The sequence below is a fragment of the Glutamicibacter sp. AGC84 genome, assembly GCF_053543575.1.
Genome location: NZ_JBLVOC010000011.1, coordinates 164,869 through 177,142, shown reverse-complemented (window position 1 = coordinate 177,142; position 12,274 = coordinate 164,869). Strand labels below are relative to the sequence as shown.

Annotated in this window: 12 protein-coding genes and 1 pseudogene; 10 read left to right on the top strand and 3 right to left on the bottom strand. The window is 62.1% G+C overall.

The window, feature by feature from the left end:
* From ACNPN0_RS07715 to ACNPN0_RS07670, 10 genes and pseudogenes are all read left to right on the top strand, one after another.
* Positions 1-1,213, top strand: a pseudogene (locus ACNPN0_RS07715) (hypothetical protein); the annotation flags it as partial.
* Positions 1,214-1,261: 48 nt separating this feature from the next.
* The gene (locus tag ACNPN0_RS07710) at positions 1,262-2,269 is read left to right on the top strand and encodes an HAD-IIA family hydrolase (protein ID WP_105659024.1); all 1,008 of its coding nucleotides are present in this window, start codon (positions 1,262-1,264) and stop codon (positions 2,267-2,269) included.
* Between the two features lie 2 nt (positions 2,270-2,271).
* Positions 2,272-2,445 carry a hypothetical protein gene (locus tag ACNPN0_RS07705; RefSeq protein ID WP_332487355.1) on the top strand — a complete coding sequence of 58 codons (174 nt, stop codon included), beginning with the start codon at positions 2,272-2,274 and terminating at the stop codon, positions 2,443-2,445.
* Entirely contained in the window at positions 2,442-3,230 is a 789-nt protein-coding gene (locus ACNPN0_RS07700; protein WP_105659025.1) for a TlyA family RNA methyltransferase, read from the top strand. Before ACNPN0_RS07705 ends, ACNPN0_RS07700 begins: the two co-directional genes overlap by 4 nt.
* Positions 3,231-3,304: 74 nt before the next feature.
* A complete protein-coding gene (locus ACNPN0_RS07695) occupies positions 3,305-4,330 on the top strand; it encodes an NAD kinase (protein WP_105659026.1) in 1,026 nt (341 codons plus the stop codon).
* Positions 4,331-4,447: 117 nt separating this feature from the next.
* A complete protein-coding gene (gene recN, locus ACNPN0_RS07690) occupies positions 4,448-6,202 on the top strand; it encodes a DNA repair protein RecN (protein WP_448938301.1) in 1,755 nt (584 codons plus the stop codon).
* 107 nt (positions 6,203-6,309) lie between these two features.
* Complete coding sequence (locus ACNPN0_RS07685; RefSeq protein ID WP_332487349.1) at positions 6,310-7,989, top strand: CTP synthase; 1,680 nt, start codon at positions 6,310-6,312, stop codon at positions 7,987-7,989.
* Positions 7,990-8,109: 120 nt separating this feature from the next.
* A complete protein-coding gene (locus ACNPN0_RS07680; protein ID WP_448938300.1) occupies positions 8,110-8,754 on the top strand; it encodes an NUDIX domain-containing protein in 645 nt (214 codons plus the stop codon).
* The gene (gene xerD / locus ACNPN0_RS07675; RefSeq protein WP_448938299.1) at positions 8,751-9,674 is read left to right on the top strand and encodes a site-specific tyrosine recombinase XerD; all 924 of its coding nucleotides are present in this window, start codon (positions 8,751-8,753) and stop codon (positions 9,672-9,674) included. The genes ACNPN0_RS07680 and xerD overlap by 4 nt, the downstream gene beginning before the upstream one ends.
* Positions 9,674-10,180: an 8-oxo-dGTP diphosphatase gene (locus tag ACNPN0_RS07670; protein WP_448938298.1), complete on the top strand. Its 507-nt coding sequence runs from the start codon at positions 9,674-9,676 to the stop codon at positions 10,178-10,180. Before xerD ends, ACNPN0_RS07670 begins: the two co-directional genes overlap by 1 nt.
* Positions 10,181-10,194: 14 nt before the next feature.
* On the opposite strand, the gene ACNPN0_RS07665 is transcribed toward ACNPN0_RS07670, so the two are convergent.
* From ACNPN0_RS07665 to ACNPN0_RS07655, 3 genes are all read right to left on the bottom strand, one after another.
* On the bottom strand, positions 10,195-10,407 hold the full coding sequence (locus ACNPN0_RS07665; protein WP_105659032.1) for a helix-turn-helix domain-containing protein: 213 nt from the start codon (positions 10,405-10,407) through the stop codon (positions 10,195-10,197).
* Complete coding sequence (locus ACNPN0_RS07660; RefSeq protein WP_105662543.1) at positions 10,407-10,904, bottom strand: DUF2975 domain-containing protein; 498 nt, start codon at positions 10,902-10,904, stop codon at positions 10,407-10,409. Before ACNPN0_RS07660 ends, ACNPN0_RS07665 begins: the two co-directional genes overlap by 1 nt.
* Positions 10,905-11,082: 178 nt before the next feature.
* Positions 11,083-12,222 carry a bifunctional 2-methylcitrate synthase/citrate synthase gene (locus ACNPN0_RS07655; protein WP_332487340.1) on the bottom strand — a complete coding sequence of 380 codons (1,140 nt, stop codon included), beginning with the start codon at positions 12,220-12,222 and terminating at the stop codon, positions 11,083-11,085.
* Positions 12,223-12,274 lie beyond the last annotated feature (52 nt).

Here is a 12,274-nt window from a genome sequence, read left to right as displayed (position 1 = left end):
TGACCGTGGTGGTTTCCGCGGCGAGCGTCGCGATGACAACCGTGGCGGTGGCTTCAAGCGTGATGACAACCGTGGTGGCGGTTTCCGCAATGACGATCGTGGCGGCTTCAAGCGTGACGATAACCGTGGCGGTGGCTTCAAGCGTGATGACAACCGTGGTGGTGGCTTCAAGCGTGCCGACGACCGTCGCTCGAAGGGTGAGTACCCAGCACGTGAAGACCGCTTTGCTGATAAGCGCGGTGACGCACCGCGCGCACATAATCCTGGCGATCTTCGCATCTCGAACCGTGCCGATCGTGAACAGTCCCCAGATATCGATGAGGATGTTACCGGTAAGGAGTTGGACCGCGTAGCACGCGCCCAGCTGCGTTACCTCGAAGAGCGCTCGGCAAGCTGGGTCGCAAAGCACCTGGTGATGGCTGGCCGCCTGCTGGAAGACGACCCAGAGCTGGCATACGAGCACACCCTGGCAGCATCGCGCCGCGGCGGCCGTGTCGCGGTGGTTCGCGAGGCCGTTGGCATCGCTGCCTACCACGCTGGCAAGTACGCCGATGCACTGCGCGAACTGCGTACCCACCGTCGTATTTCCGGTTCGGACTACAACCTGCCATTGATCGCTGACTCGTTGCGTGGCCTGGGCCGCCCAGAGAAGGCAATCGAGCTCGCCCAGTCCGAGGAATGCGCCAATCTGGAAAGCGCCGTCAAGGTTGAAATGCAGATGGTTGCTGCCGGTTCGTATGGTGACTTGGGCAAGCTGGATAAGGCTCTGGCTGAGCTGGAGTCGCTGGAACAGCTGAACTTCAACCGTGCCTTCTCCTTCAGCCCACGTTTGTTCACTGCCTACGCTGATCTGCTGTCGGCTGCCGGCCGTGCAGAAGACGCGAAGCGCTGGAACGCTCAGGTCGAGGTTGCAGAAAGCGCCCTGGGCATCGAGCGTGAAACCGAATCCTTCATCATGGACCTGGCTCCGGAGATGGATGAGGAAGAGGAAACCCCACGCGCCAAGGATCTGATCGAGCCTTCGGAAGCTGAAGAAGCAGAAGCAGATGCCGACGCCGAGGCTGAAGAAGCAGATCCAGAAGCCGAGGCCGAAGAAGCAGAAGAGGCAGAAGCCGAGCAGACCGGCATCGACGAGGAAGATGACCTGAACGAAGTCATCGAATCCGACACGGAAGCTGGCGAAGCTGACGTGGAAGAAGAATCGGCGAAGTAAGCTTTGGCGTAGTAGCCAAATACCTCAAGTAGTAGGAACCACCACCGAATGCTGATTTCCGGATTTGATTCCGTCCTCTCCGACTTGGACGGCGTCGTCTATGCTGGCCCGAACGCCATTGACGACGCCGTGGAGTCGCTGAACACCCTCGCGGAAGTGAATGTCACCTTGGCGTTCATTACCAACAATGCTGGGCGTTCGCCGATGTCCGTCGCGGCCCACCTGCGCCAGCTGGGCGTGAAAACCAGCGCTGAGCAGGTTTTCGGTTCTGCCGACGCCGGTGCGGAGATGCTGGCCCGCGAATTGAATCCGGGATCCAAGGTTTTGGTGGTGGGTTCCCCCTACCTGCGCGAATGCATTGCCGTGCGCGGGTTGGAAGTCGTCGAATCCCATAAGGAAGAACCCGTGGCGGTGATCCAGGGGTTCGACCCGGACATCTCGTGGAAGAACCTGGCCGAGGCCAGCTACGCGATCAATCACGGTGCCCAATGGGTTGCCACCAACACCGACCTGACGATTCCGCGCGCCGAGGGCCTGGCCCCGGGCAACGGATCGCTGGTCAATGCGGTGAAACTGGCCACGAGCGTGGAACCACGCGTGGCGGGCAAACCCGAATCCTACCTGTTCGCTCGGGCCGCGGACCGACTGGATTCCCAGCGCCCGCTGGTCGTCGGCGACCGCCTGGATACCGACATCCTTGGCGGCTTCCGTGCCGGGTTCTCCACCGCGCTGGTGCTGACCGGTGTGGACACGCCGCGCACAGCACTGGGCGCACCGGTCGAGCAGCGCCCCAACTACCTCATCAATTCGATGGCTGATCTGTACCGGCCGTACCCGACCATCAAGGTACTGGGCTACGGCGTGCAGGTCGGCGACGCGGTTGCCAAGGTCGATAACGGCGCGATCGAAGTCTCGGGCAGCGACCAGGACCTGAATGCCTGGCGCGCCGCCTGCCATGCCTGGTGGCTGGCCCATCCGCGCCAGTCGGGGCACGAAGAACCGGAAATCCGGTTTACCGAACGCGGGCTCGATGCCCTGCGCAAGATCCGGGGCTAAGCATGCAGCCGCAGAATCCTCTTCCGAGCCCTGGCCCTCGCGGGCTGGATGATGCAGCAGTGGAGCAGGCGCTGTCTTCCCTGGCCGACCATGATATTACCGAGCATGCCGGAATCTATGAGCAACTGCTCGCCGGCCTGCAGCAAGAACTGAATCGTACGGAGCACGGCGCGTGAATCGCCTGGATCAAGAACTTGTCACCCGTGGGCTGGCGCGCTCGCGCACCGAAGCAGCCAAGCTGATCGATGCCCAGCGGGTGCTGCTGAACGGGCAGGCCGCCACCAAGGCCGCCAAGAAGGTTTCCGCCACCGATGAGCTGGCCCTGGTGCCCAGCGAAGGCGAAGAATACGTCTCGCGTGCCGGGCATAAGCTCGCCGGAGCCCTAGATGCTTTTACGACTATTGACCCCGCTGGCCTGCACTGCCTGGACGCTGGCGCCTCGACCGGCGGCTTCACCGACGTGCTGTTGCGACGCGGTGCGAAATCTGTGGTCGCAGCCGATGTAGGCCATGGCCAGCTGGTCGACGAGCTGCGCGAAGACCCCCGCGTCACGGTCCACGAAGGACTGAACGTCCGCTATCTGGCCCCCGAAGATATTGGGGGACCAGTCGACCTCGTAGTAGCCGACTTGTCCTTTATTTCGCTGCGCCTGGTGATCGACGCCTTGGCCGGGGCCGCCAAGGACGGCGGCTTCCTGCTGCTGATGGTCAAGCCGCAGTTCGAGGTCGGGCGCGAACACCTGAACCGCACCGGCGTGGTCACCGATCCCGCCCTGCGCCGCAGCTCCGTTGAAGCGGTGGTCGCCAGCGCGCAAGCCGCGGGACTGCACCTGCGCGGGCTGGCACGCAGCCCGCTGCCGGGACAGGACGGCAATGTCGAATTCTTCCTTTGGCTTGCCGCAGGAGAGGATCCACAGCCTGCCGATGTTCCACGCATCGGGCAGGATGTTGACTATTCTTAGTAGTGACGTGTTTTAGCCGTGGTCGATAACCACGGTCATTTTGCACCTCGCGATGCTGAGAGGGGCCGACCGCCTTGCGCCGAATCCTGATTTTCACCCATACCGGACGCCAAGAAGCGATCACCGCGGCCATAGAAACCTGCGCCCTGCTCAACGCCGCCGGAGCTATCCCGGTGATGCGCGGCAAGGACCAGCTGGCGATGACCGAAGCGATCGGCGCGGCTGTGCCTTCGGTGCAGGTGCTCGGCGAGGATTGCCAGATCGAGGACGTCGACATGGGCGTGGTGCTCGGTGGCGATGGCTCCGTGTTGCGTGCCGCGGAATTGGTGCGGGAATCCCCGATGCCGCTGGTGGGGGTAAACCTCGGGCATGTGGGTTTCCTCGCCGAAGCTGAACGCAGCGAACTGGCCTCCACCGTGGAAGCACTGGTCAATGAGACCTACACCGTGGAAGAACGCATGACCATGGAGGTCAAGGTGTGGCTGGACAACGTCTGCCTCGCCGAGACCTGGGCCTTGAACGAGGCCGCGGTGGAAAAGGCCAACCGCGAACGCATGGTCGAGGTCGTGATCGAGGTCGACGGCAGGCCGATCTCCACCTTCGGTTGCGATGGTGTCGTGATGGCCACGCCTACCGGTTCCACCGCGTACTCCTTCTCCGCCGGCGGCCCGGTGGTCTGGCCGGACGTGGCGGCGCTGATCATGGTGCCGATCTCCGCACACGCACTGTTCGCCAAGCCCCTGGTCATTTCCCCGGATTCGATCATGGCCGTCGAAATGCTGACCCGCACCGATGCCGGGGCCGTGCTCTGGTGCGATGGACGGCGCACCATCGAGCTGCCGCCGGGAGCCCGTGTGGAAGTAACGCGCAGTGACCGCCCGGTGTACATGGCGCGATTGAACACGACGCCGTTTTCCGAGCGCCTGGTCAACAAGTTCGAGCTGCCCATTACCGGTTGGCGCGGACCAGCGAAGGAAGAGGCGCGCCGTCCGGCCACTACGGCACTGCCGGTGATCGGACCAGGCCTGCAAAGCGTCGATCCGCATTACCGCGATGAACCGGGCATTCCCATGGTGGGACGCCCCGAGGACCAGGACTGAATAGCGGCCTCGAAGAAAAACTTTCCACATGCTCGAACATAGTTACGAAAAATAGGGTTAGAACACATATACTAAAAGCGCACGGTACGACTTGAACTCGACATTCGGGAGCAGGCATTGATTCAGGAAATCCAGATATCCAACCTTGGGGTGATCACCGAGGCCACGCTTCCGCTTGGTCCGGGACTCACGGTAGTCACCGGTGAAACCGGCGCTGGCAAGACCATGGTGACCACCGCCTTGTCCCTGCTGCTCGGGCGCCGGGCCGATGCCGGTGCGGTGCGCAACGGCGCCAAGCACGCTCTGGCTGAAGCCGTGGTGCACTTGCCGCCGGATCACCACGTGCTCGATGCCGCAGGCCAGGCAGGCGCATTCATCGAACCAGCGGGGGAGAACAGTGAACTGCTGCTTTCCCGCTCGCTCTCGGCCCAAGGCCGTTCACGCGCCACCATCGGCGGACGCAGCGCCCCTGTCGGCCTGCTGGCCGAGCTGGGGCACGATCTGGTGGCCGTCCATGGCCAATCGGACCAGATTCGCCTGAAAGAGCCGGTGGCGCAACGCGATGCCCTGGACCGCTTTGCAGGTAGCTCGCTGTCGCGCACGCTAAGCAACTACCAGCGAGCCTACCGCCAGTGGCGATCGGCTTCCAAGGAGCTGGCGGGGCTCAAAACCGAATCGCGCAACCGTGTTCGCGAAGCAGAAAACTTGCGCCTGGCGCTGGACGAGATCGATTCCCTGGATCCGCAGCCGGGCGAGGACGAAGCCTTGCGCGAGCAATCCATGAAGCTGGGCAATGTCGAGTCCCTGCGCACCGCCGGCCGGCAGGCGCAAGCCGTCATCGACTCCGAGGATTTCGAGAACCCGGGCGTTACCACCTTGGCGGAGACCGCCCGCGGCGTGCTGGCCCAGGCCAGTGACGATGACACTGCGCTGGCCGCCTTCGCGGAGCGGGCAGCGGAACTGGGCATTCTCGCCTCGGAACTCTCCAGTGATCTTGCCGCCTACGTTGCCGACCTCGATGAGGAAGGCCCGGAGCGCTTGGCGCAGATTGAAGCCCGCCGTGCCGATTTGAGCAAGCTCATGCGCAAGTACGCACCGAGCATTGATCAGGTGCTCGCCTGGGCTGCCGAATCTCGTACCCGTCTGGAAGAACTCGGTGGGGATGACTCGCGCATCGAGGAGCTGGAAACAGAAGTCGTTGAATTGGAGCACAAGGTGGCCTCGCTGGCCTCGGACCTCTCCGACGCGCGCCGCAAGGCTGCCAAGAAACTCTCCGCGCAGGTTTCAGCCGAGCTCAAGGCCCTGGCGATGCCGGATGCCAAGCTCGTCATCGAGGTGAAGGAACTGGAAGAACCAGGTGCCTTCGGCCAGGACGCGATTTCCATGCTGCTGGCCCCGCATGCCGGAGCCTCGCCGCGACCGCTGGGCAAGGGTGCCAGCGGCGGCGAGCTCTCCCGCGTCATGCTGGCCATTGAAGTCGTCCTAGCGGCGGTCGACCCGGTGCCGACCTTCGTCTTTGACGAGGTGGACCAGGGCGTGGGCGGCAAAGCGGCGGTGGCCATTGGCGAGCGCCTGGCGATGCTGGCAAAGCATGTGCAGGTCATCGTCGTGACCCACCTGCCCCAGGTGGCCGCCTATGCGGATCGGCACATTCGTGTGATCAAGAATTCAGATGCCAAGTCGAAGGCGGGAGCTGGCTACACTGCCAGCGATGTCATCAGCTTGGATCAGGAAGCCCGCGTCAAGGAACTTGCGCGCATGCTCGCCGGCCAAGAGGAATCCGGCACGGCGCAGGCGCATGCTGAGGAGTTGCTTGAAGAAGCGCAGAACCTAGTGTCATCGCTCACCTCCAAGAAAATGGCGAAAGCCTAAAAGTCTTGGTGAGCCCCTGAATTACGGCAATGCTAGGGCATTGGCCGGAGGTGCACTAGAGTCTTATGAGGATGCGAAATATTGGAATGGTGATAGGATGAAATCCCGTGGTGCAGCGTAATTCAACTCGTGATTCTCGGTCGTCTGAAACGACAAAGCATATCTTCGTCACCGGCGGTGTGGCCTCTTCCCTGGGTAAGGGATTGACGGCATCCAGCCTTGGACATCTACTTCGAGCTCGTGGTCTCTCAGTGACCATGCAGAAGCTCGACCCGTACCTGAACGTCGATCCAGGTACTATGAACCCCTTCCAGCACGGTGAAGTCTTCGTTACTGACGATGGCGCAGAAACCGATCTGGATATCGGACACTATGAGCGTTTCCTGGATGAGAACCTTCCGGGTACCGCCAACGTGACCACCGGACAGGTCTACTCGACCGTTCTTGAACGCGAACGTCGCGGTGAATACCTCGGCGATACCGTTCAGGTCATCCCTCACATCACCGATGAGATCAAGCGTCGTATGCGCTTGGCAGCAACCGAACCAGGGGCCGGCAAGTCGGCACCTGACGTGATCATCACCGAAATCGGTGGCACCGTCGGCGATATCGAATCCCAGCCATTCCTCGAAGCAGCACGCCAGGTCCGCCAGGACATCGGCCGCAAGAACGCATTCTTCGTACACGTTTCCCTGGTTCCATTCATCGGCCCAAGCCATGAACTGAAGACCAAGCCTACCCAGCACTCCGTTGCCGCTTTGCGTTCGATCGGTATCCAGCCAGATTCGCTGGTAATCCGCTCGGACCGTCCAATCCCGGCAGAAATGCGCGCCAAGCTCGGCCGTACCTGCGATGTGGACACCGAAGCAGTGATCAACTGCGCCGATGCTCCAAGCATCTACGACATCCCAAAGGTCATCCACTCCCAGGGCCTGGACGCTTACATCGTCCAGACCTTGGAGATGAAGTTCCGCGACGTCGACTGGGCTTCATGGGATCGCTTGCTCGAAGTCGTGCACAACCCCGCAACCGAGCTGACCGTAGCTTTGGTGGGCAAGTACATCGATCTGCCCGACGCCTACCTGTCGGTCACCGAAGCTCTGCGTGCCGGCGGGTTCGCAAACAACGCCAAGGTCAACATCCGCTGGGTACCAGCAGATGACTGCGCTACCGAAGCAGGGGCCGCCAAGGCGCTTGAGGGTGCAGAGGCAATCTGCGTCCCCGGTGGCTTCGGCATCCGCGGTCTGGAAGGCAAGCTGGGCGCGCTGCGCTTCGCTCGCGAAAACAAGCTGCCAACCCTGGGCCTGTGCCTGGGACTGCAGTCGATGGTCATCGAATACGCCCGCAACATGGCTGGCCTCACCGATGCATCGTCCACCGAATTCGATCCTGAAACCTCGACCCCGGTCATCGCGACCATGGAAGAGCAGCTGGACATCGTTGAAGGCAAGGGCGACCTGGGCGGCACCATGCGTTTGGGCCTGTACGACGCAAAGCTGCTTGAGGGATCGGTTCTGGCTGAGACCTACGGCAAGACCGAGGTTGCGGAGCGCCATCGCCACCGCTACGAGGTCAACAACTCGTACCGCGCGCAGCTCGAAGAGGCTGGCCTGGTCTTCGCTGGCACCTCGCCAGATGGCAACCTGGTCGAGTTCGTTGAACTGCCAAGGGAAGTACACCCGTACTACGTTTCAACGCAGGCTCACCCTGAGCTCTCCAGCCGCCCGACTCGCCCGCACCCGCTGTTTGCAGGTCTGGTCGAGGCAGCTCTGGAGCTGCGCAAATAAGTAATACAGCTTGCCGGAGGTAAAACTCTGAAGGCACTGCGCGCCGGTCGTTACTGACCGGCGCGTAGCTGTTTAAGCTGGAGAATACCGACCAGCTTTTTCTACCGAAGGATGATCCTCGTGCCGCTGCATCCGATAGCCGATGAATTCTCACCACGTGAATTGCTGAACCGTGAAACCGTGTATGAGGGACGGATCTGGGACGTCATCCATGACACGGTGAAGCTCTCCGAATCCGGGGCGACCATTGAACGCGATTACATCAACCACCCCGGTGCTGTATGCGTTCTGGTCATGGATGCTGAAGAACGCATCTTGATGGTCAACCAGTACCGCCACCCGGTAGGCATGCGGCTGTGGGAAATCCCTGCCGGGCTGCTCGATGTGGCTGGAGAACCACCTTTGGAAGCTGCCAAGCGCGAATTATGGGAAGAAGCGGATCGTACCGCCGAGCACTGGTCGATCCTCACCGATGTCTTCTTGAGCCCGGGCTCCTCGGCCGAGGCAGTGCGAGTCTACCTCGCGCGCGATGCGAAACTGGTTGCCGCCGATCAGCGCCATGAGCGTACCGAGGAGGAAGCTGAAATGATCAGCACCTGGGTGCCGCTGGAGGAAGCCGTCGCAGCCGTGCTGGCAGGCAAGATCCATAATCCCACCGCGATAATCGCGATCCTTGCCGCTCATGCAGCCCGTACCAGCAAGTACTTGGACCTGCGCGATGCGAACGAGCCATTCGATGTGCACCCATACCTGCGCGAACGATGAGCGACCACTTCGAGACCCCGCTCAAGCGCTACCTGCAGCATCTGGCGATCGAGCGTGGGCTGGCCGAGAATACCCTGGCTTCCTACCGGAGGGATCTGCTTCGCTACGTTGAAGCGCTGCAGGCAGCCGGCGTAGCACAACCGCAGCAGATTACCGAGCTGGTCATCAGCGGCTACCTTCAGGATCTATCCCGCGGGGACCAAGAGCATAAGCCGTTGAGCGCCCGCTCCGTCGCTCGCCATTCGGTAGCCATCCGCCAACTGCACAAGTACTGGGAGCTCGAAGGGATTTGCGCGCCTAACCCAGCCCGCGAGATCCAGCCTCCGGCTATCGGGCAATCCCTGCCCAAAGCGATCTCCATCGACCTTGTTACCAGGATCCTCGAATCGGTGAGCATCGAAACCCCTGCCGGGCTGAGGGATCGCGCGATTCTGGAATTCTTGTACTCCACCGGTGCGCGCATTTCCGAAGTCGTGGACCTGGACGTCGATGACCTGCACTTTGCAGACGATGCGGTGGTGCGCTTGTTCGGCAAGGGATCCAAGGAGCGGGTCGTTCCGGTGGGCGGTTATGCCCAGCGTGCGGTGAGCGATTATCTGGTGCGTGCCCGTCCCGGGCTAGCCGCCAAGGGCAAGGGCACTCCCGCGTTGTTCCTGAACCAGCGCGGGGGACGGCTTTCCCGCCAATCGGTGTGGCTGTTGCTTTCGAAGGCCGCCGAGCGCGCCGGGGTTTCCACCGAGGTTTCTCCGCATACGCTGCGCCATTCCTTCGCCACTCATTTGCTGGAGGGCGGCGCGGATGTGCGGGTGGTCCAGGAGCTGCTGGGACATGCATCGGTCACCACCACGCAGATCTACACCAAGGTCACCGTGGATTCGCTGCGTGAGGCCTACCAGCTGGCCCACCCGAGGGTGAACTAGTGGTCGCCGGCCACCAGGTGCGTTCTGCCAAGCAGGTAGCCCTCGTGGCGCTGCTGCAGGAGCGCGAAGGACGGCTGCACGTGTTGCTCGGACGCAAGCGTCGCGGATTCGGCAAGGGCAATATCGTGTTGCCCGGCGGCAAGATCGAGCAGGGAGAGAGCGCGCGGCAAGCGGCCGTCCGGGAATTCTCCGAGGAAACCGGACTGCTTCTCGCTCCGGAGGATCTGGAGCCTGCGGCGCAGGTCATTTTCCGGTTCCCCGCCCAGCCGGCAGCCGACATGGAATGCGCCACCTTCATTGCCCGGAAGGCATCGGGCCAGCTGCACATCACCGAGGAGCTCGAGCCGCTGTGGGCCGATCCGGCGGCCTTGCCCTTGGAGCAGATGTGGCAGGATTCCCCGTTGTGGCTGCCGCAACTCGTAGCCGGCGGGAAATTTACCGTCGAGATCGTGCTGGCGCAGGACAACACCTCGGTGCAGAGCATCAGCTTCGAGAACTGGGACTAGCCAGCGAGCTGCATCTAGTCCTGTTCGGTTTCGAAGATCAAGAGGTCGCCGGGCTGGCATTCCAATTCCCGGCAGAGGGCTTCAAGTGTGCTGAAACGTACGGCCTTGGCGCGCCCGTTCTTGAGCACCGCGAGGTTGGCCGGGGTGATGCCGATGCGTTCGGCCAACTCGCCGACGGCCATTTTGCGGCGGGCCAGCATCACGTCTATATCTACGCGGATTCCCATTAGATCACGCCGCCCAGTTCGGTACGGAGCGCATCGGCTTGGGCTTCGGTCATCGCCGCTTGTGCGAGCAACTGCCGCAGTACGAGCACGATGATGCTGATGCCGATCATCAGCACCCCGGCTCCACCAACAAGAAGCACGACTCCGGGTGCAATTTCCGTGCTGGCGGCGAAGATCGCTCCGAGGGCAAAAGTGGATAGGGCGCCGATCGTGAAGGCAATGATGATCGGCGTTACATAGCCCAGGGAAGCGGGATCGAAAACGGTGCCGCGTTTAACTCTCGTGGCTAGTTTCCACACGCTGTAGACGCAGGTTTCAATGATGAGCCCGGCGAGAAGCAAGTAGCCGAGGAAAGAGGCTTGAAAGAACTTGTCGGTGCCGTTGCTCGGCGACTCGTGGATCAAGATCATCGGGATCATGAACAGCTGCACAAAAAGCGTGCCAGCCAGGATCACGGCCAGAACTACCTTCAAACCGATAATGCTGAATTTTCCCATGGCAATAGACCTTATCGTTCTTCGGAATGCATCTATCGTTAAACGATAGGCCCATTGGCCTGGGACTGCAACTTCGGGCAACGACGGCAAGCCGATGCCGTCTCGCAGCAGGCACGGCAATGGCCACGGGCTGGCACGGCTATGCCATACCCGCGGCCAATGCCGTGAGTCGAAGCGCCTACAGCGAGCGCTGCTCCACGCCGTTATAAGCCGAAAGCGGGCGGATCAGCGCATTGGCTGCACGCTGCTCGAAGATGTGGCTGGTCCAGCCGGTGATGCGTGCCGCGATGAAGATCGGGGTGAACATCTCGGTGTCGAAGCCCATCAGATGATAGGTAGGACCGGCCGGGTAGTCGAGGTTCGGCTTGATGGACTTGGCCTCGTCCATGGCTGCCTCCAGGCCGTCGTACAAGCCCAGCATCTCATGGCGGCCGTAGTGCTCGATCATGCGATCCAGCGCGGCCTTCATGGTTGGCACGCGGGAGTCGCCGTGCTTGTAGACGCGGTGGCCGAAGCCCATGACCTTCTTCTTGGCGGCCAGCGCCTCTTCCATCCACGCCTTGGCGCGCTTGGCAGCATCCTCGCGGGATTCTTCCTTGTCGATGCCGATCTCGTTGAAGGTATGCATGACAGCTTCGTTGGCGCCGCCGTGCAGGGGGCCCTTCAGTGCGCCGATCGCCCCGGTGACGGCCGAGTGCAGGTCGGAGAGGGTCGAGGTGATCACGCGGGCGGTGAAGGTCGAAGCATTGAAGGAGTGCTCGGCATAGAGCACCATCGATACGCGGAACGCGTCGACAACCTCGGGGGCTGCTTCTTCGCCGAAGGCCATCCACAGGAAGTTCGAGGAGTAATCCAGATCTCCGCGCGGAGCTACCGCGTCCTGGCCGCGGCGGCGGCGCTGGTCGTAGGCAACCACCGCCGGGAAGGCCGCGAACAGCTCCTTGGCCTTGAGCAGCTCCGCCTCGGGGGAGGAGTTCTCGGCCTCGGGGTGGTTGGCGCCGATTACCGAGACGGCGGTACGGCCCACATCCATGGGATGGCAGTCAGCTGGAAGCAGGTCGATGGCGGCCTTCACCCGCGGGTCCAGCGCGCGGTTGGCCCGCTCGAAAGCACTGAACTCGGTCAGTTCGCTTTGCGTTGGCAGCTCGCCGGTCCAGAGCAGCAAGGCGACCTCTTCGAAGGACTTGTTCGCGGCCAGGTCCTGGACCGGGTAGCCGCGGTAGAGCAGCGAGTTGGTGTCTGGATTGACCTTGGAGACGGCGGTGTAGTCAACGACGACGCCTGCTAGGCCCTTCTTGATTTCCTCGGTGGCAGTCATTCTTGCTCCTCTTCATTGCCGGAGAATAATAATGCTTTGGGTCGCGGGGGGG

Coding starts and splice junctions, on each gene's coding strand:
- ACNPN0_RS07710 (WP_105659024.1), top strand. CDS start 1,262: ATGCTGATTTCCGGATTTGATTCCGTCCTCTCCGACTTGGACGGCGTC.
- ACNPN0_RS07705 (WP_332487355.1), top strand. CDS start 2,272: ATGCAGCCGCAGAATCCTCTTCCGAGCCCTGGCCCTCGCGGGCTGGAT.
- xerD (WP_448938299.1), top strand. CDS start 8,751: ATGAGCGACCACTTCGAGACCCCGCTCAAGCGCTACCTGCAGCATCTG.
- ACNPN0_RS07665 (WP_105659032.1), bottom strand. CDS start 10,407: ATGGGAATCCGCGTAGATATAGACGTGATGCTGGCCCGCCGCAAAATG.
- ACNPN0_RS07660 (WP_105662543.1), bottom strand. CDS start 10,904: ATGGGAAAATTCAGCATTATCGGTTTGAAGGTAGTTCTGGCCGTGATC.
- ACNPN0_RS07655 (WP_332487340.1), bottom strand. CDS start 12,222: ATGACTGCCACCGAGGAAATCAAGAAGGGCCTAGCAGGCGTCGTCGTT.